The organism is Serratia sp. BW106 (assembly GCF_002607755.1).
Classification (GTDB): domain Bacteria; phylum Pseudomonadota; class Gammaproteobacteria; order Enterobacterales; family Enterobacteriaceae; genus Serratia; species Serratia proteamaculans.
Genome location: NZ_MCGS01000011.1, coordinates 179,405 through 197,906, shown reverse-complemented (window position 1 = coordinate 197,906; position 18,502 = coordinate 179,405). Strand labels below are relative to the sequence as shown.

Here is an 18,502-nt window from a genome sequence, read left to right as displayed (position 1 = left end):
GACAGTTTGCGGGCGCGGTATGCGGCGCCCCTTACCGGGGGAATGAGGTCATTACATGCAGAAAAGTACCGGTTTTATCGCCAACATCGATATCTGCAAAGAGTACGATGCGCGTTACGCCACGGATGAAGTGCATTATGAAACCTTTGCCGGGCTGGCGGCCTTTTTTGGCCGCGATATGCAGGTGCACTGGCACGACCGCTTCTTCCAGGTGCATTTTCTGGAGACCGGCAAGATTGAGCTGCAGTTGGACGATCAGCACTATTCGGTGCAGGCACCGCTGTTTATCCTGACACCGCCCTCGGTGCCGCATGCCTTCTTCACCGAGCCGGACAGCGACGGTCACGTGCTGACGGTGCGTCAGGAGTTGATCTGGCCCCTGCTGGAGCGGCTGTATCCCGGCAGCAATCTGGCAATGGATATGCCGGGTATTTGTCTGTCGATGGCCGACGCGCCGCAGGAACTGACGGCGCTCAGCCATTATTGGGCGTTGATACGGCGTGAGTTCGGCCAGCGCTTGGCCGGCCGCGAACAGACGCTGGCGTTGCTGGCACAGGCGGTGTTGACCCTGCTGTTGCGCAATGCATCGCTGGAGGATTCCGCCACCAGTGGGGTGCGCGGCGAGCTGAAATTGTTCCAGCGTTTCAACCGGATGGTGGACGAACGATTCCGCGATCACCTGCCGGTACCGGACTATGCCCAGGCGCTGGGCGTCACCGAATCCAGACTCAACGACCTGTGTCGGCGTTTCGCCAATCAGCCGCCCAAACGACTGATATTCGATCGCCTGCTGCGTGAGGCTAAACGCATGCTGCTGTTCAGCGCCTGCACGGTGCATGAAACCGCTTATAGCCTGGGTTTTAAGGATCCGGCCTATTTCGCCCGCTTTTTCAATCGGCTGGAAGGCTGTTCCCCCTCGACCTACCGCGCTGCACAACATTCCCTTTCGTAAGCTGGATCACAGTTTGCCGCTAAAGCGGCAAACCTGCCTGAAAAGTACCGGCGATTGCCGCAAAAGTCTCTTCTCGAAACCGGCGTTGGGGGCTTCAATTAAGCAACCAAAAGAAAACATTATTTTAACAAGTGGCCGAACCCACGGCCCCTAAAATACCGATTACGAGGAAGACTAAAATGAAACCTGAAGACTTTCGTGCTGACAACAAACGCCCGTTCACCGGTGACGAATACCTGAAGAGCTTGCAGGACGGCCGTGAAATTTATATCTATGGCGAGCGGGTGAAAGACGTGACTACCCATCCGGCATTCCGTAATGCCGCGGCCTCGGTCGGTCAACTGTACGACTCACTGCATGACCCGGTTAGCCAGGACCGCCTGTGCTGGGGTACCGATACTGGCAACGGCGGCTACACCCACAAATTCTTCCGCTACGCACGCAGCCCGGAAGAGCTGCGTCAACAGCGTGACGCCATCGCCGACTGGTCGCGTCAGAGCTACGGCTGGATGGGGCGCACCCCGGACTACAAAGCGGCCTTCGGCTCCGCGCTGGGCGCTAATCCCGAGTTTTACGGCCAGTTCGCCGACAACGCCCGCCACTGGTACAAACGCATTCAGGAAACCGGGCTGTACTTTAACCACGCTATCGTCAACCCGCCGATTGACCGCCACAAGCCGGTCAACGAAGTGAAAGACGTGTTTATTCAGGTGGAGAAAGAGACCGACGCCGGCATTATCGTCAGCGGTGCCAAGGTGGTAGCGACCAACTCGGCGCTGACCCACTACAACTTTATCGGCTTCGGTTCGGCCCAGGTGATGGGTGATAACCCGGATTTTGCGCTGATGTTTGTCGCACCCATGGATGCCGAAGGGGTGAAACTGATCTCCCGAGCCTCCTATGAACTGGTGGCCGGTGCCACCGGATCGCCGTTCGATTACCCGCTCTCGAGCCGTTTTGATGAGAACGATGCGATCCTGATTATGGATCATGTGTTGATCCCGTGGGAAAACGTGCTGATCTACCGCGATTTCGACCGTTGTCGTCGCTGGAGCACCGAAGGGGGATTTGCTCGCCTGTTCCCGTTACAAGCCTGTGTTCGCCTGGCGGTGAAGATGGACTTTATCACTGCGCTGCTGCAAAAGAGCCTGTCCTGTACCGGGGTGCTGGAGTTCCGTGGCGTGCAGGCCGATCTGGGCGAAGTGGTAGCCTGGCGCAATCTGTTCTGGTCGCTGACCGATGCGATGTGTGCCGAAGCCACCAAGTGGGAAAATGGCGCTTATCTGCCGGATTCCGCTGCACTACAGACTTACCGCGTGATGGCACCAATGGCCTACGCCAAGGTGAAGAACATCATCGAAAAGAACGTCACCAGCGGCCTGATTTACCTGCCGTCCAGCGTGCGTGACATGAATAACCCGGAGATCGACAAGTACCTGTCCCGCTATGTGCGCGGATCCGACGGTATGGATCACGTCGAGCGCATCAAGATCCTCAAGCTGATGTGGGATGCGATCGGCAGTGAGTTCGGTGGTCGTCACGAACTGTATGAGATCAACTATGCCGGCAGCCAGGATGAGATCCGCCTGCAGTGCCTGCGTCAGGCGCAGGGATCCGGCACCATGGGCAAGATGATGGAGATGGTCGACAAATGCCTGTCCGACTACGACCAGCACGGCTGGAAAGTGCCGCATCTGCATAACAATGACGACATTAATCAGTTGGATAGACTGCTTAAGTGATCCGCAAGGAGGTTTGTATGTCTCAGGAAAATGAACACCGTCTGCTGTTTCGCGACGCCATGGCCAGCCTGTCCGCAGCGGTGAATATCGTCACAACCGACGGCCCGGCGGGGCGCTGTGGTATCACTGCCACCGCGGTTTGCTCAGTGACCGATACACCACCGACGCTGCTGGTGTGCATAAACCGGAACAGCGCGATGAACCCGGTATTTCAGGCCAATCAGCGGCTGTGCGTCAACGTGTTGAACCATGAGCAGGAGCTGATGGCACGCCACTTTGCCGGTATGACCGAGGTCAGCATGGAAGAACGTTTTCGTCTGGATGACTGGCAGAGCGGCACGCTGGGGCAGCCGGTGCTGCGTAACACGCTGGCCAGCCTGGAAGGGGAGATCGAGCAGATCCAGAGCATCGGCACCCATCAGGTGTATCTGGTGCAGATCCGCCAGATCGTGGTAAGCGCGGCCGGCAACGGGCTGATCTACTTCAAGCGCAACTTCCATCCGGTGATGCACGAAAGACTGGCTCTGGCCTGACATTCATGGGGCGCAGCTCACTGCTGCGCCCCATGGCGTTAACTTTTATTCGCCGCCAAATCACTTACCAGCCGGTTCACCGGATCGCTCATGTTGGTGAACTTGCTCAGTTCTGAGCGGGTCACCACCACAAATACCCCGACGTTTTTCTGCGGGATCATCGCCATATAGGTAATAAAGCCGCCACCCCCGCCGGTTTTCTGAATAATCCCCGGTAACTCACCGTTCGGTGCCATATACACCCAGCCCAGTCCCAGCGCACTGGCTTCACCCGGTACGTCCATGCCTTTTAGCGACACCAGATCGTTACGCTGGAAATACATGGTCTGTTCGCTGGCGGCGGTCGATTTACGGGAGCCGGAAACATTGGAGGTCAGGAACTGCTGCATCCAGCGCTGCATGTCGCGCGGCGTGGAGTAAACGCCGCCGCTGCCGGCCGCGGCAGTGGTATCACGGCAGGCGCTGGGGCCGGCCGAGGCTACCATCAGGCGTGAACACTGTTCGGCGCTTGGGCTCAGGGTGGTATCGACCATGCCGAGCGGCGCGGTGATCTTTTCTTTCAGCAGGGCGCTGTAGGGTTTGCCCGCCGCGCGGGATAACGCGTCGGCCAGCAGGTCATACGCCAGGTTGGAATAAGAGGCACGTACGCCCGGTGGCACCGCGACGTTGGCATGTTCCAGCCACTGCCAGCGCTGTGCCTTGGTCGGCCAGGTAAAGACCGGTGTTTTCGGCGGCTTCTTGCCCGGTTGTTCACGCGGCAGTGCGCTGGTGTGGGTTGCCAGATTCAGTAACGTGATCGGTTGGCGAGTGTTATAAGCCGGGACGTAAGCGCCCTGTGGGGCGTATTTGCGCAGCGGATCGTTGAGCTTGACCCGGCCTTCTGCCGCCATCTTGACCATCACTTCGCTGGTCATCAGCTTGGTGATGGAGGCGATGCGGATCAGGGAATCCGGGCGTGGGCGCAGGTTATTACCGGGTTTGGTGTCGCCAAAACTGCGGTTAACCACCTGATTACCGTCGATCACCACCAGTGCCATCCCGGTGGCACCGCTGTTGTAGAAAATATGTTCGGCATACTGGTCGACAATTTGCGAGGCCAGTTGCGGTGCGGCGGCCTGTGCGGCCAGCGGGGCGGCACACAGGCTCAGCGCCAGCAATGAAGCGGAGAAAGAGTTCTTCAACGGTTGTTATCCATTTTAAAAGGCAACAGGAAAAAGGCCTGAACCGGGATATGAGCCGGTTTCGTCTGTTGTCAGTGTAATGTGCCTCGGCCCTGGCTGCATGTGGAAAAAAGAGCGGTTTGATAAATAATTTTCTGCCGCCCTGATGATGCCGAATCGACTTACTGTGCGCGGGTGAAAATGGCGATCACCTGATCCAGATGGGCCTTCATCGCCTTGCGCGCACCGCGCACGTCACGCGCTTCGATCGCCGCTAAAATGGCCTGATGTTCCTGCTCGGAACGGTGTGACATATCGTCCGGCGTATAGTTGCGCTGCAGTACGCGGAACATGCTGCCATAGCGGTGGCCGAGCAGGTGGCCGATGATAAATGCGTAGGCCGGGTTGCCGCTGGCCTGGGCGATGCGGATATGGAACAACCGGTCACCGGGGTGGGTGGCCGATCCTTCACGGTTATCACGGCAGTTTTGTTCGTAGGCGGCACGGATGCCTGCCAGCTCCTGGTCAGTAGCATGGCGGGCGGCCAGCGCGGCGGTTTCCGGTTCGATCAATAAACGGGTTTGCAGCAGTGAGAAGGGCGGCAGCTCGGCATTAAAATCCAGCTCGATATTCAGTTCATCGTCGATTTCTGCCCACTGACCGCGTCCGGCCTGTGCCATCACCGGTTCCTGCGAAATCATTACCGGCGTCTGTGCCCGGACGATCACCCCATTGCCGACTTTGACATCCACTAGACCAATCACTTCGAGTGCGATCAGCGCCTCACGCACGGAGGCCCGGCTGACCTGTAACTGCTGGGCCAGATCCCGCTCAGACGGCAGGCGGCTGCCTGGTGGAAATTCATTATTATCGATGAGCCGTTTCAATTGGTCGGCTATCTGTCTGTAAATACGAGGGTTTTCCAGTCGGGTGATCGGCATTTTTTACCTTAGGCTATTCGAAGTTAAGTGATGCTGCGCACAAATATTGCTCAAGCCGCTTGAGTAATCGTTATTCAAGTGTAAAAAATTGGTTAATCAAAATGCTGTTTTAAGTGTGTCTCATAACATTCTCACCAAACCATAACGCGTAAAGCGTCTTTTGTCATGTTAAAGGTCCGACCTTTAAACGCCTTTAATGGCCTGACCATTAGGCCTTTAGGCCAAGGGAGCGAAAATGAATTTAACTGGAAAACGCGTGCTGATTACCGCCGCTGGACAGGGGATTGGTTTCAGCACTGCCAGGCTGTTTGCCGATGCGGGCGCCGAGGTGATCGCCACCGATATCAACACCGAACAACTGCAGGGGCTGCCCGGTATTCGACCGATGACGCTGAACGTGACCGATACTGCGGCGATCGCCGCGGCGGCGGAAACCCTGGGGCCGATCGACGTGCTGTTCAACTGCGCCGGCGTGGTACACAGCGGCTCGATCCTCGAGTGCAGCGAAGAGCAGTGGGCGTTTGCGCTCGATCTTAATGTGACGGCGATGTTCCACATGATCCGTGCCTTCTTGCCCGGCATGCTGGTGCGCAAAAATGGTTCGATTATCAACATGTCGTCGGTCGCTTCCAGCGTGAAAGGGGTGCCGAACCGCTTCGCTTACAGCGCCAGCAAGGCGGCGGTGATTGGCCTGACGCGTTCAGTGGCGGCGGATTACGTCACTCAGGGCATCCGGTGTAACGCCATTTGTCCCGGCACGGTGGAATCACCGTCGCTGCGCCAGCGTATTGCCGAACAGGCGCGTGAGCAGGGTCGCAGCGAAGAAGAGGTGTATCAGGCGTTTGTGGCCCGCCAGCCGATTGGCCGCATCGGTACCACCGGTGAGATTGCCCAGTTGGCGCTGTATCTGGCGTCCGACGCCAGTTCCTATACCACAGGTACGGTGCAGATTATTGACGGCGGCTGGAGCAACTGAGGCCCGGAACTTCAGGCGATGACGCCCGACACATTTTTCTACAGTGAGGACAGGATGAAACTTTTACGCTATGGCGCACCGGGGCAGGAACGTCCGGGAATATTAGACAGTCAGGGGCAGATCCGTGACCTTTCACAGCATATCGCCGATCTGAGCGGTGAGGCACTGTTGCCTGCCGCTTTGGACAAATTGCGCGCGCTGGACATCAACCAACTGCCGACGGTGGCTGGACAGCCGCGTTTGGGGCCATGCGTGGGCCACATCGGAAAATTTATCTGCATTGGTCTGAATTATGCCGATCATGCGGCGGAAACCGGCGCGGCAATCCCTTCTGAGCCGGTGGTGTTCAGCAAGTGGACCAGCGCGGTGGTGGGGCCTGACGATCAGGTGCAAATCCCGCGTGACTCGCTCAAGACCGACTGGGAGGTGGAGCTGGGTGTGATCATTGGTCAGGGCGGACGCTATATCAGCGAGCAGGACGCGATGCAGCACGTTGCCGGCTACTGCGTGATTAACGACGTCTCGGAGCGTGAATTCCAAATCGAACGCGGCGGCACCTGGGACAAGGGCAAGGGGTGCGACACCTTTGGCCCCACCGGGCCCTGGTTGGTGACCGCCGATGAAATTGCCGATCCCCATAGCCTGAATCTGTGGCTGGAGGTGGACGGCAAGCGCTATCAGGACGGCAACACCAGCACCATGATTTTCCGTATTCCTCAAATCATCAGCTATCTGAGCCGCTTTATGAGCCTGCAGCCGGGCGATGTGATCTCTACCGGCACGCCACCGGGTGTCGGCATGGGACAGAAGCCAACGCCTCTCTACCTGAAAGCCGGGCAGACGATGCGTCTGGGGATTGAAGGTTTGGGTGAACAGCGTCAAACAACCGTACAAGCCTGATGGGGAGCACTGCCATGACGAAGATTACCGCACTGCGGGTTGAAGATATCCGCTTCCCCACCTCGCTGGCGCTGGACGGATCCGACGCGATGAATCCGGATCCGGATTACTCCGCTGCCTACGTGATCCTGGAGACCGATCGCGACGATCTGAGTGGTCACGGGCTGACCTTTACCATTGGCCGCGGCAATGAGATCTGCTGCGCGGCGATCCGCGCGCTGGAGCATCAGATCGTCGGGGTGTCGCTGGAAGAGATCGCCGCCGATATGGGCGCTTTCTGGCGGCGCTTTACCAGTGACAGCCAGTTGCGCTGGATCGGCCCGGACAAGGGAGCGATCCACCTGGCGACCGGGGCGGTGATCAACGCGGTTTGGGATCTGTGGGCCAAAGCTGAGGGCAAGCCGGTGTGGCGACTGGTGGCCGAGATGACCCCCGAGGAACTGGTGCGTTGCATTGATTTTCGCTACATCACCGACTGCATTACCCCGCAGGAAGCGCTCACCCTGCTCAGACAACGGGCGCAGGGCAAGGAACAGCGCCTGGAGCGGCTGCTGCAGGAGGGTTACCCCTGCTACACCACCTCCGCCGGCTGGTTGGGCTATCCGGACGACAAGCTGCGCCGGCTGTGTCAGGAAGCGGTCGATGCCGGTTTCTCTTACCTGAAGCTGAAGGTCGGGCGCGATCTGGAAGATGATATCCGTCGGGTGCGCATTGCCCGCGAGGTGATCGGCCCCGATCGTCAACTGATGATCGACGCCAACCAAGTGTGGGAAGTCAACGACGCCATTCCCTGGGTAAAGCATCTGGCATTCGCCAAACCCTGGTTTATCGAAGAACCGACCAGCCCGGATGACGTGGAAGGGCACCGCCGCATCCGCGAGGGGGTGCATCCGGTCAAGGTGGCCACCGGTGAGATGTGCCAAAACCGCATCATGTTCAAGCAGTTCATCATGCGCGAGGCGATTGACGTGGTGCAGATCGATGCCTGCCGTCTTGGTGGCGTCAACGAGGTGCTGGCGGTGATGCTGATGGCGGCCAAATACCAGCTGCCGGTATGCCCGCATGCCGGGGGCGTGGGACTGTGCGAATACGTTCAGCATCTGTCGATGATCGACTACCTGTGCATTGCCGGCACCCACGACGGCCGGGTGATCGAATACGTCGATCATCTGCATGAACATTTTGTCCACCCTTGTGAGGTCAAGGGAGCGGCCTACATGCCGCCGCTCAATCCTGGCTATTCGATTGAGATGCATGCGGCGTCGCTCGAACAATACCGGTTCCGCGATTGAACGGGCAACAGGCCATGCTGCGCATCGATGCTCATCAGCATTACTGGCATTTCCATCCGCAACGTTATCCGTGGATCAACGAGCAGATGGCGGTGTTGCGACAGGATTTTGGCCCGAAACAGCTTGAACCCCTGCTGCAACAGCACGGTTTTGACGGTGCGCTGGTGGTGCAGGCCCGCCAGTGTGAGCAGGAAACCCAGACGTTGCTGGCGCAGGCGCAGCAAAGCCAAGGCGTATGCGGCGTCGTGGGCTGGCTGGACATCACCGCTCCCCGGTTGTCGCAACAGCTGGAGCAACTGCAGCAACAACCTTTGCTGCGCGGCCTGCGTCATCTGGTGCAGGACGAACCGCAGCCGGAAGCCTGGCTGACACGGCCGGAAGTGCGGCGTGGTATGCAGGCTGTGCAGCGACAGGGGTACGTTTACGACATTTTGGTCACTCACCGCCATTTGTCGGCGGCGGCGCAGTTTGCCGCCGAACATGACGATTATTGGCTGGTGCTGGACCATTTCGGCAAACCGGATATCGCCCGGGGTGCAGAACACTGGGCGCAGCAAATCAAAGCGCTGGCAGCCTTGCCGCACGTGGTCTGCAAGCTGTCCGGGTTAATCACCGAAGCCCCCGACGGGCATTGGCAAGCCTCGCAGTTACTGCCGTTTTTTGAGGCGGCGCTGGAGGCGTTCGGTCCGCAGCGACTGATGTTCGGATCCGACTGGCCGGTGTGCCTGCTGGCCGGTGATTACGGCCAGGTTTATCAACTGAGTGAGCAGGCCATCGCCACGCTGAGTCCTTCGCAGCAGGCGGAGATTTGGGGTGGTACGGCCTGCCGAATTTATGGGTTAACGGAGTCTGGTTATGGATCTGTATCTGAAAGATAAGGTGGTGATGGTGACCGGTGGCGGCTCCGGCATCGGTGCGGCTGTCTCCCAACTGCTGGCGGAAGAGGGGGCGATCCCGGTGATTGTCACTAATGCCGTGCCGGAAGCTGAGTTTTTGGCACAGCTGCGCCGGTTGCAGCCGCAAAGCACGGTGATCATCACCGATTTGTGTGAAGAGCAGGACTGCCGGCGGGCGGTGGCACAAACACAAGAAACCTTCGGCCGTATCGATGCCTTGGTGAATAACGCCGGGGTTAACGACGGCGTGGGGCTGGAAGCCGGACGCGAAGCCTTTGTCGGATCGCTGGAGAAAAACCTGATTCATTACTACCTGATGGCGCACCTGTGCCAGTCGGCGTTGCAAATCAGTAAGGGGGCCATCGTCAATATTGCCTCCAAGACCGCACTCAGCGGGCAGGGCGGCACCAGTGGCTATACCGCCGCCAAGGGCGCGGTGCTGGCTTTGACGCGTGAGTGGGCGGTATCGCTGCGCCATCAAGGCGTGCGGGTAAATGCGGTGGTGCCGGCAGAAGTGATCACGCCGCAGTACCAGCGCTGGATCAATACCTTCGAGCAGCCGGAGCAGCAGCTTGAGAAAATTACCGCGCGCATTCCTTTCGAACAGCGGATGACCACGCCGCAGGAAATCGCCAACACCGTGGTGTTTCTGATCTCATCGCGTTCGTCACACACCACCGGGCAATGGGTGTCGGTGGACGGTGGCTATCTGCATCTCGACCGGGCGATCACATGAGTGGCGCGGCGGAAACGGGGCAGCGCTTTTGTCAGGCGCTCGATCTGATCGACTCACCGACATTGATCGAGGAATACCTGGTTCACCATCAGCGTATCTGGCCGGAGATTGCCGCCCACCTGCGTGAGCACGGCATTCAGGATATGGAGATTTACCGGCTGGGTACCCGGCTGTTCATGATCGTTGAAGTCAGTAGCGGGTTCGATGCCGAGCGGTTTAACGCCGCCGGTTTGAGCAATCCCCACGTGCAGCGCTGGGAAGCCCTGATGTGGCACTACCAGGTGGCCACCCCCTGGACGCCGCAAGGCGAAAAATGGGTGGAGATGGAGCGGATATTCTCTTTGCAAAAACAATAACACTGACATCGTTACCCTACCGAGGATATATCAATGCTTGCTGAAAAAACTGCTGCCCCCCCTCAGGTGGGCGCCAAGGCGACGGCCAATCTGCGCTGGGCTTTTATTCTGGTCACCAGCCTGTTCTTTATGTGGGGGCTGTCGTATGGCCTGTTGGACGTATTAAATAAACACTTTCAGGAAACCCTGCACGTTACCAAAGCGCAATCGGGATTATTACAGGCGGCGTATTTCGGTGCCTACTTCCTGGTGGCGCTGCCCGCCGGCTATTTTATGGACAAGAAAGGCTACAAGGCCGGCATTCTGATCGGGCTGTGCCTGTATGCGCTGGGGGCATTGCTGTTTGTACCGGCGGCCTCCGCCAACAGTTTTGGCATGTTCCTGTTCGCGCTGTTTGTGATTGCCTGCGGGCTGGGTTGCCTGGAAACCGCAGCCAACCCTTATGCCACGGTATTGGGAGACGCACAGGGGGCCGAACGGCGGCTGAACCTGTCCCAGTCGTTTAATGGGTTAGGGCAGTTTATCGGCCCGATGATCGGCGGTACGCTGTTTTTCTCTGCCACCCAAGGGGCGAGCAGCGGTGACCAGAGTGCGGTGAAGATGGCCTATGTGGCGATCGCCGTGCTGGTACTGCTGATTGCCTTTTTATTCAGCCGCACCCGCTTGCCGGACATCCGCGAGGAAGAGCAACCGGAGCACGGTGAAATCGCCCAGGGGCTTTGGCAGCACAAGCACTTTGTTGGCGGGGTGGTTACCCAGTTCTTCTACGTGGCGGCACAGGTTGGGGTCGGTGCGTTCTTTATTAACTACGCCACCGAACACTGGAGCGATGTTTCCAACCAAAGCGCGTCCTATTTGCTCTCCATCGCCATGATTTGCTTTATGGTGGGGCGCTTCTTCAGCACCTGGCTGATGGGCAGGGTCAAGCCGGCCACGCTGCTGATGATTTACTCGCTGGTTAACATTGTGCTGTGCGGTGTGGTCATGCTCAGTATGGATGGGATCTCGGTGGTGGCGCTGATCGCCGTATTCTTCTTTATGTCGATCATGTTCCCGACCATTTTCGCCCTCGGGGTGAAAAACATGGGTAAACACACCAAGCGCGCCAGTTCCTTTATGATCATGGCGATCGTTGGCGGTGCCATCATGCCTTACTTTATGGGGGCACTGGCGGATCGCTACAGCACCGCGTTGTCGTATTTCCTGCCGCTACTGTGCTTCGCCGTGGTGTTTGTTTACGGTCTGCAGCAGCGCCGTCGCTAAGCTCACCGCCCGCCGGCTTAGAGAGCGGCGGGCTGAATGGTGGGTGCCAGCTGAATATTATTGCGCCCGTTGTTTTTCGCCTGATATAACGCGGCGTCGGCCGCCCGGATCGCCGAGGCGACATCCAGCTTGTTCAGCGCGGAAATCCCTGCACTGAGCGTCACCGTGGTGGTTTCAAACTGATTAAAGCGATGGGGGATTTTTAATTCCTGCACCCGCTGCCGCACCCTTTCAGCCACCTGGGTGGCGTAATCCTCACTCACATTGGTCAGCAGCACCAGAAACTCTTCCCCGCCGTAGCGCACCACGATATCGCGCGAACGCACCGAATCGCGGATAGCGATGGCCACCTGCACCAGCGCCTGGTCACCCATGGTGTGACCATAGTTATCGTTATAAGCCTTGAAGTGATCGATATCGAGCAACACCACGAAATGACAGTCCGATGGAGGCGTCGGCAACATATTGATTTTATTCTCCAGACCCCGGCGGTTATAAAGCCCGGTTAAGGGATCGATCATGCTTAAATTGCTGAATCTGTCCCGTTCGTTATACAGATTCGCCACCAGCGTTTGAGTAAAGAGTTCGCTGCGTTTGAGCATCAGGTGATGGATGGAGAATGCGATAATCGGTAATACCGTAGTGAATACGATGCGCATGGTATTGTGCATACCGTCCAGTAATAGAATGACTAATGCTGATGGAACGGCATGCAGGCAAAAGGCGATAAAGTTATCGGTCAGGGCAATGGCACTGATAAAGAACATACTGAACAGACTAATTAATAGAAAACTTTGATTATTCGGCGCACAGTGCTGACTTTTAAGATAAATATGCGCCGCCCACAGCAGGCCGAGCACGCAGGAAAATAGATTCAGTTTTTTGACGTATAACCGCGGAGACCGCAGGGTAAATAACAGTGCCGCCAGACAAAATAGCGGTATACCTATTAAAGGTAGGGTAAAAGCGGGTTTGTTTTGAAATGGGACTAATAAAGTAAATACGGAAGAGGCAGCGTTCATCAATAAAAATAAAAATAATGATAAGCGGTGTTTGCTGTTCAGCAGTTCCTGATAAGAACGCGCGTTCATACGGGGTTCACTCTTTACAATATCGATCTGTCGAAAAATTAAGGTTGCGAAAAATTCTGTCGGTGTGAATTAAACACCCGCATTGTATGGTTGTAGATTGTGATTATTAACATGCGAATAAGACTAAGAATTTTCTTATGGCAAACTATCATTTTTCAACCGCTGTGTCATCCGGGTTTGGTTGTTGCGGCGAAAATGATGCGCAGTGAAAAAAAGTGGTATATGATATTGGTTCTCATTATCACTTGAAGGGTAGGGTTATCATGATTGCAGCCATGATTACCGCGTGTGGGTTGTGGGGCGTCAGTTGGTGCCTCGGCAACCGTTTGGCCAGCGCCTGGGGCGTATTACTGCCATGCGCCTTGATGCCGTTACTGGCATTGATCAACCTGGATATGATGCAACTGCGCACGCTGATTGTGATCGCTATGCTGGCCACATTGGTGATGCTGTTCAACAGTCGTTGGCGTCACTACCTGTTGTTGCCTTCCTGCATGGCACTGGCTGGCGGATTGGCGGCGATCGGTCTGAACTTCAATCTGGGCTGAAAACGCAAATCCACGCTTTCGCGTGTTCTTCATCGTTTCGATTGGGGATTTCTTTGGGGATATTACCGGAGAGAGTTATCGATTGGTGCGAAGAGAGGGACTTGAACCCTCACGTCCGTAAGAACACTAACACCTGAAGCTAGCGCGTCTACCAATTCCGCCACCTTCGCACAGCCGATATCTTTACTTTGCTTTCGATTTATATCACCAGCTTGGTGCGAAGAGAGGGACTTGAACCCTCACGTCCGTAAGAACACTAACACCTGAAGCTAGCGCGTCTACCAATTCCGCCACCTTCGCATTGATGCTGTGCAATATAAATCATGTGGTTATTTGGTGCGAAGAGAGGGACTTGAACCCTCACGTCCGTAAGGACACTAACACCTGAAGCTAGCGCGTCTACCAATTCCGCCACCTTCGCATTCCAAGAAACATTACCGGAGTAACGTTACCACGGAGGCGAATTCTAGAGATTTTGGCGGGGACGTCAATAGTTATTTCCCCTGTTTGCGGGCGTTTGCTGGAAAAACGTCCGTTTTAGGTGATTGGTACTGCTCAAACAGCCAAATCAGCCAGTCAATCAATACCCTGACCCGGGGCGCAAGGAACCGGCCGGGGGGATACATGATGTAAATGGGCATTGGCGGCGGCGGGGTGTCTGCCAGCACTTCGACTAATTCCCCTTTCTGCAGCCAGGGCGCCAGCGAGTAGTGCGCCGCCTGTATCAGCCCCATACCGGCGCGACAGCCACTGGTATAGGCATCAGCCCCGCTGACGCTCAACCTGGCGGGTAAATCGCGCAACTCCACTTTGCCGTTGCGGCAAAACTCCAGCGGGTAATTGCGATTACTGGTGAGGGAAAAATAGCCCACCGCCTGATGCTGCTGCAATTGGTCAATCGACTGGGGGACGCCAAACGTGGCCAGATAGCCGGGAGAAGCGCAGGTCAACTGTGGCAGCATGGCGATGCGCCGCGCCACCAGGCTGTCATCTTCGGTTTCCCAGGCGCGCAGCACGCAATCCACTCCCTCACGCAGCAAATCCACGTGGGTATCGTTGGCGCCCAATGCCAGAGTCAGATCCGGATAGCGCTGGTAAAAGTCATCCAGGGCGGGGATCACGATTTCACGCGCCAGCGAATGGGGCATATCAATGCGCACCTTGCCGGAGGGCTGCAGTTTATGGTGGCTGAACAGAGTGTCCGCCTCTTCCAGCGCACCCAGCAACTGCACGCAGCGCTGATAATACAGAGTGCCTTCGCTGGTCACCTGGACCTGGCGGGTGGTGCGGATCAGCAGGCGGACGCCGAGACGCTGCTCGAGCCGCTTGAGCGCATTGCTGACTGTGGCACGTGGCAGTTGCAAGCGTTCGGCTGCCCGGCTGAAGCTGCCCAGTTCGACAATGCGGGTGAAAATGCGCATGGCCTGGATCTGATCCATCTTGCTGCTCCCTATTGTTAGCGATTTATGAACAGTGATGAGCAATCTGCATTATTTATCTTTTCAGGGTAAACAACCAGACTCTGTTGCACCAGCACTCCGCTGAGACCAACCGCATGAGGGCAACACAATGCAACAACGTCAATTAGGTCCCAATGGCCCGATCGTTTCCGCCCTGGGTCTGGGCTGCATGGGGATGAGTGATTTTTATTCGACGGCGCAGGATGAACAAGAGGCCATCGCCACCCTGCATCGGGCGCTGGAACTGGGGGTGACCCTGCTGGACACCGCCGACATGTACGGGCCGCACACCAATGAACAGTTGATTGGCAAAGCGATCAAGGGCAAACGGCAGCAGGTCTTCCTGGCCACCAAATTTGGCATCCTGCGCGATCCGACCGATCCCAGCGCCCGGGGCGTCAGCAGTCGGCCGGAGTATATCCGTCGTTCGGTGGAGGGCAGCCTGCAGCGGCTCGGGGTCGAGGTGATCGATCTTTATTACCAGCATCGGGTGGATCCTGAGGTGCCGATCGAAGAGGTGGTTGGCACCATGGCGGATCTAATCAGCGAAGGTAAAATCCGCTACATCGGGTTGAGTGAGGCTTCGGTCGCTACGCTGGAGCGTGCGCATAAGGTACATCCGATAACCGCTTTGCAGACCGAGTATTCATTGTGGACGCGTGATGCCGAGCAAGGGGTATTGGCGGCCTGTGAGCGGCTGGGCATTGGCTTTGTTCCTTACAGTCCACTGGGCAGAGGTTTCCTGACCGGGGCGATCCAGCGGCCGGAAGATTTGGACGCCGACGACTTCCGCCGCAGCAATCCGCGCTTCCAAGGGGAAAACTTTGCCCGCAATCTGGCGCTGGTGGAGAAAGTGACCGAACTGGCCAAACAGAAAGGTGTGGCGCCGTCACAGCTGGCGTTGGCCTGGGTATTGGCGCAGGGCGAGCATATCGTGCCGATCCCGGGTACCAAGCGCCGTCGTTATCTGGAAGAGAACATTGCGGCGGCCGAATTGACGCTGAACAAGGCGGAGCTGGCGGCGATTGAGGCGGTGTTCCCGTTGCAGGCGGCGGCAGGCGCACGCTACGGCGCAGAGTCGATGACCTATATCAACGGTTAAAAAAAAGGCGCGGCGTGTGAACGCTGCGCCCGGATACCCGATACTCGCGTGTCGGGGGGAACTTATTTCTTCTTTTTGCCATCGCGTGGCGCACGGGCAACGGTTGACTGGTACACCTTGAAGCGGCCGTTTTGTGCCAGCACTTCATGGCTGCCGAAGGTGGCATCCAGAATGTCCGGGTACGGCAGGAAGGCGTTAGCCACGATGCGCAGACGACCGCCGATAGGCAGGTGTTTTAACGCACCGCGGATCAGGGTTTCCGCTGCGGTCAGGCTGGTTTGCAGCCCATCATGGAACGGTGGGTTGGAGATGATCAGATCGAAACGGCCGGTAATGTCGGAATAGACGTTACTGACGATCACTTCACCTTCAATGCCGTTGGCGGCCAGCGTCGCGCGGCTGGATTCAATGGCTGCGGCGTTGACGTCGCTGAGGGTCAGCTTCATTTTTGGTGACATTTTGGACAGCACCGAGGCCATTACGCCGGCACCACAACCCACGTCCAGCACTTTGCCTTTCATGTGTTTATCCAGGGTCGACAGCAGCAGTGAGCTGCCAACATCCAGCCCGTCGCGGCTGAACACGCCCGGCAGGGTTTTCACTTCCAGATCGTGCAACTGATAGCTTTCCCACCAGTCTTCCAGGTTGAATTCGGTCTGGGTATCCAGACGACCGTGATACAGGCCACAGCGGCGGGCGCTGTCGATTTTAACCAGCGTGGCGTAGTCTTCCACCATCTGATCTGCGCTGCGCACGCCGCTGCGGTTCTCACCGACCACGAACACGTCAGTGCCTACCGGCAGCAATGCCAGAATGTTGCACAGCTGGAATTGCGCTTCCTGTTTGCTCTTCGGCCAGTAGTAGATCAGCGTATCGCACTCGGCGACGAACGCGGCATCTACGGTCAGGCCGTACTGCACGTTGTCACCCATCGCCCGGTTCAGTAACTGCCAGTGATGGTATTGCTGGGTATGGACACGCACATCCGCGGCCTCAAATTGGGCCGGCAGGGCGTCCTGCAGGTCACCGGCGAACAGAACGCGGCGTTCGATAAACTCATCACTGTGGCGCAGCATGACTTCACTGGCGGGGGTTAATGCAGACATCAGGTTTTGGCTCCTAGAAATTAGACCGGGGATTATAGAGCTTTGTGGCGATATGTTCGACGGGTTTGTTGGCGCAGGCCGCGCGGGTTTGTTAGCATAGCGCGGCGCATGGCAGGCATGGCGCACCACAACGGGTAGATCCTGACAGGAATCGGCATGGCATCAAAACGCGACTGGCTGTTACAACAACTGGGTATTACGCAGTGGACATTGCGCCGCCCGGGCGTGTTGCAGGGCGAAGTGGCGGTCAGTCTGCCACCCGAGGTGCGTTTGCTGATCGTGGCGCAGGCGTTGCCTGAACCTAACGATCCACTGTTTTGCGACGTGCTGCGCAGCCTGGGGCTGACCCCGGCACAAACCTATGCCCTGACGCCGGACCAGGTGGCGATGTTGCCTGAGGATACCGAATGCAACAGTTGGCGGTTGGGCGTTGCGGAGCCGCTTGCGGTGGCCGGCGCGCAGCTACACAGCCCGGCACTGGCCGAGCTTTCTCTCGATGCGAGTGCCAAACGCGCACTCTGGCAGCAGATTTGTCATCATGAACACTATTTCTACCCTGACCGCGGCCGACCTGGCCACAGCCTTCAAGATTGAGCAAGCCAGCCATGCCTTTCCCTGGACGCAAGCCACCCTTACCAGTAATCAGGGCGATCGCTACCTTAACCTGAAACTGGAAGCCGACGGGCAGATGGCGGGTTTTGCCATCACCCAAATCGTGCTGGATGAAGCCACGCTGTTCAACATCGCCATTCATCCCGACTGGCAACGGCGAGGGTTCGGCCGTCAATTGCTGGAAGCGCTGATTGCACAACTGGAACCCCGTGGCGTGTTTACGCTGTGGCTGGAAGTGCGTGCCTCCAACCGTGCCGCCATCGCGCTGTACGAAGATCTCGGCTTTAATGAAGTGACCATCCGTCGTAACTACTACCCTGCTGCCCATGGGCGTGAAGACGCGATAGTCATGGCGCTGCCGCTGGCTTGAACCCAAGGAAAACAACTCTTTTATTGTTTCTACGTTAATTTACAACAAAAGGGTTGTTTTTATATGTATATACAACAAATTGATTGTTTTTATGCTGATTAACAACTAATTTATTGTTTATCGATGTGATGACAATCAATAGGTTGTTTTGAGGTGACTGATGCGTAAATCATCAGAAATATCAAAGTTTTTGAAAGAAAAACGCGCCGAACTGGGCTGGAATCAAAAAGATTTTTTGATGAAGATTGGCATGACCCAGCAGCAATATCAGCGTATCGAATCCGGTAGTGATATGAGGATGAGTACGCTGCTACGCATACTGGCGGCGATGGATTTGGAATACCTTATCGTGCCGAAAAAAAATGTGCGTGACGTGGAGTTGTTACTACAAAAGGATGTGGACAAAGTTTCAGAAGCGGTTGGATTGCAGAGTTTCGACAAAAAACTGAAAGACCTCGAGGACTAG

Annotated in this window: 20 protein-coding genes and 3 tRNA genes; 15 read left to right on the top strand and 8 right to left on the bottom strand. The window is 56.9% G+C overall.

All coding sequences use genetic code 11. The features are described 5' to 3' along the window. The first annotated feature begins 55 nt into the window (after positions 1 to 55). The 3 genes from hpaA to hpaC all read left to right on the top strand — a co-directional run bounded on the left by hpaA (position 56) and on the right by hpaC (position 3,227). On the top strand, positions 56 to 952 hold the full coding sequence (gene hpaA / locus BEI65_RS09945; RefSeq protein ID WP_099063175.1) for a 4-hydroxyphenylacetate catabolism regulatory protein HpaA: 897 nt from the start codon (positions 56 to 58) through the stop codon (positions 950 to 952). A 179-nt stretch (positions 953 to 1,131) separates the two neighbouring features. Next, a complete protein-coding gene (gene hpaB / locus BEI65_RS09940; protein ID WP_085119598.1) occupies positions 1,132 to 2,694 on the top strand; it encodes a 4-hydroxyphenylacetate 3-monooxygenase, oxygenase component in 1,563 nt (520 codons plus the stop codon). Positions 2,695 to 2,711: 17 nt separating this feature from the next. Continuing rightward, on the top strand, positions 2,712 to 3,227 hold the full coding sequence (gene hpaC / locus BEI65_RS09935; protein WP_085119599.1) for a 4-hydroxyphenylacetate 3-monooxygenase, reductase component: 516 nt from the start codon (positions 2,712 to 2,714) through the stop codon (positions 3,225 to 3,227). A 38-nt stretch (positions 3,228 to 3,265) separates the two neighbouring features. On the opposite strand, the gene ampH is transcribed toward hpaC, so the two are convergent. Then, positions 3,266 to 4,408 carry a D-alanyl-D-alanine-carboxypeptidase/endopeptidase AmpH gene (ampH, locus tag BEI65_RS09930; protein ID WP_099063174.1) on the bottom strand — a complete coding sequence of 381 codons (1,143 nt, stop codon included), beginning with the start codon at positions 4,406 to 4,408 and terminating at the stop codon, positions 3,266 to 3,268. Between the two features lie 161 nt (positions 4,409 to 4,569). After that, a complete protein-coding gene (locus BEI65_RS09925) occupies positions 4,570 to 5,328 on the bottom strand; it encodes a FadR/GntR family transcriptional regulator (protein ID WP_099063173.1) in 759 nt (252 codons plus the stop codon). Positions 5,329 to 5,563: 235 nt separating this feature from the next. Here BEI65_RS09925 and BEI65_RS09920 point away from each other — a divergent pair, with 235 nt between their 5' ends. The 7 genes from BEI65_RS09920 to fucP are packed head-to-tail and all read left to right on the top strand — an operon-like array spanning position 5,564 to position 11,747. Beyond that, positions 5,564 to 6,304 (top strand): SDR family oxidoreductase, encoded by a 741-nt coding sequence (locus BEI65_RS09920; RefSeq protein ID WP_099063172.1) that lies wholly within the window; start codon positions 5,564 to 5,566, stop codon positions 6,302 to 6,304. 54 nt (positions 6,305 to 6,358) lie between these two features. Beyond that, positions 6,359 to 7,204 carry a fumarylacetoacetate hydrolase family protein gene (locus BEI65_RS09915; protein ID WP_099063171.1) on the top strand — a complete coding sequence of 282 codons (846 nt, stop codon included), beginning with the start codon at positions 6,359 to 6,361 and terminating at the stop codon, positions 7,202 to 7,204. 14 nt (positions 7,205 to 7,218) lie between these two features. Continuing rightward, a complete protein-coding gene (locus BEI65_RS09910; RefSeq protein WP_099063170.1) occupies positions 7,219 to 8,496 on the top strand; it encodes an L-fuconate dehydratase in 1,278 nt (425 codons plus the stop codon). A 14-nt stretch (positions 8,497 to 8,510) separates the two neighbouring features. Then, positions 8,511 to 9,374 (top strand): amidohydrolase, encoded by an 864-nt coding sequence (locus BEI65_RS09905; RefSeq protein WP_099063247.1) that lies wholly within the window; start codon positions 8,511 to 8,513, stop codon positions 9,372 to 9,374. Then, positions 9,352 to 10,128 (top strand): SDR family oxidoreductase, encoded by a 777-nt coding sequence (locus BEI65_RS09900; RefSeq protein ID WP_099063169.1) that lies wholly within the window; start codon positions 9,352 to 9,354, stop codon positions 10,126 to 10,128. Before BEI65_RS09905 ends, BEI65_RS09900 begins: the two co-directional genes overlap by 23 nt. Continuing rightward, positions 10,125 to 10,484 carry an L-rhamnose mutarotase gene (locus tag BEI65_RS09895; protein ID WP_099063168.1) on the top strand — a complete coding sequence of 120 codons (360 nt, stop codon included), beginning with the start codon at positions 10,125 to 10,127 and terminating at the stop codon, positions 10,482 to 10,484. Before BEI65_RS09900 ends, BEI65_RS09895 begins: the two co-directional genes overlap by 4 nt. Before the next feature lie 33 nt (positions 10,485 to 10,517). Continuing rightward, positions 10,518 to 11,747 carry an L-fucose:H+ symporter permease gene (gene fucP, locus BEI65_RS09890; protein WP_099063167.1) on the top strand — a complete coding sequence of 410 codons (1,230 nt, stop codon included), beginning with the start codon at positions 10,518 to 10,520 and terminating at the stop codon, positions 11,745 to 11,747. A 17-nt stretch (positions 11,748 to 11,764) separates the two neighbouring features. Here the strand turns inward: fucP and BEI65_RS09885 are convergent, their stop codons facing one another. Then, a complete protein-coding gene (locus BEI65_RS09885) occupies positions 11,765 to 12,838 on the bottom strand; it encodes a diguanylate cyclase (RefSeq protein ID WP_099063166.1) in 1,074 nt (357 codons plus the stop codon). A gap of 263 nt (positions 12,839 to 13,101) precedes the next feature. Here BEI65_RS09885 and BEI65_RS09880 point away from each other — a divergent pair, with 263 nt between their 5' ends. Beyond that, positions 13,102 to 13,386 carry a DUF1435 domain-containing protein gene (locus BEI65_RS09880; protein ID WP_037424165.1) on the top strand — a complete coding sequence of 95 codons (285 nt, stop codon included), beginning with the start codon at positions 13,102 to 13,104 and terminating at the stop codon, positions 13,384 to 13,386. Between the two features lie 83 nt (positions 13,387 to 13,469). On the opposite strand, the gene BEI65_RS09875 is transcribed toward BEI65_RS09880, so the two are convergent. The 4 genes from BEI65_RS09875 to BEI65_RS09860 form a co-directional block, all read right to left on the bottom strand. After that, positions 13,470 to 13,556 (bottom strand) — tRNA-Leu (locus BEI65_RS09875). Between the two features lie 43 nt (positions 13,557 to 13,599). Beyond that, positions 13,600 to 13,686, bottom strand: a tRNA-Leu gene (locus BEI65_RS09870). A gap of 34 nt (positions 13,687 to 13,720) precedes the next feature. Continuing rightward, positions 13,721 to 13,807 (bottom strand) — tRNA-Leu (locus BEI65_RS09865). Between the two features lie 73 nt (positions 13,808 to 13,880). Then, entirely contained in the window at positions 13,881 to 14,825 is a 945-nt protein-coding gene (locus tag BEI65_RS09860; RefSeq protein ID WP_099063165.1) for a LysR family transcriptional regulator, read from the bottom strand. Between the two features lie 130 nt (positions 14,826 to 14,955). On the opposite strand from BEI65_RS09860, the gene BEI65_RS09855 reads away from it, so the two are divergent. Beyond that, positions 14,956 to 15,948 carry an aldo/keto reductase gene (locus BEI65_RS09855; protein WP_099063164.1) on the top strand — a complete coding sequence of 331 codons (993 nt, stop codon included), beginning with the start codon at positions 14,956 to 14,958 and terminating at the stop codon, positions 15,946 to 15,948. A gap of 62 nt (positions 15,949 to 16,010) precedes the next feature. Here the strand turns inward: BEI65_RS09855 and rsmC are convergent, their stop codons facing one another. Beyond that, positions 16,011 to 17,054: a 16S rRNA (guanine(1207)-N(2))-methyltransferase RsmC gene (gene rsmC, locus BEI65_RS09850; protein ID WP_099063163.1), complete on the bottom strand. Its 1,044-nt coding sequence runs from the start codon at positions 17,052 to 17,054 to the stop codon at positions 16,011 to 16,013. A gap of 156 nt (positions 17,055 to 17,210) precedes the next feature. On the opposite strand from rsmC, the gene BEI65_RS09845 reads away from it, so the two are divergent. From BEI65_RS09845 to BEI65_RS09835, 3 genes are all read left to right on the top strand, one after another. Beyond that, entirely contained in the window at positions 17,211 to 17,648 is a 438-nt protein-coding gene (locus BEI65_RS09845) for a DNA polymerase III subunit psi (protein WP_085119608.1), read from the top strand. Continuing rightward, positions 17,593 to 18,036 carry a ribosomal protein S18-alanine N-acetyltransferase gene (gene rimI / locus BEI65_RS09840; protein ID WP_099063162.1) on the top strand — a complete coding sequence of 148 codons (444 nt, stop codon included), beginning with the start codon at positions 17,593 to 17,595 and terminating at the stop codon, positions 18,034 to 18,036. Before BEI65_RS09845 ends, rimI begins: the two co-directional genes overlap by 56 nt. 160 nt (positions 18,037 to 18,196) lie before the next feature. Continuing rightward, positions 18,197 to 18,502: a helix-turn-helix domain-containing protein gene (locus tag BEI65_RS09835; protein WP_099063161.1), complete on the top strand. Its 306-nt coding sequence runs from the start codon at positions 18,197 to 18,199 to the stop codon at positions 18,500 to 18,502.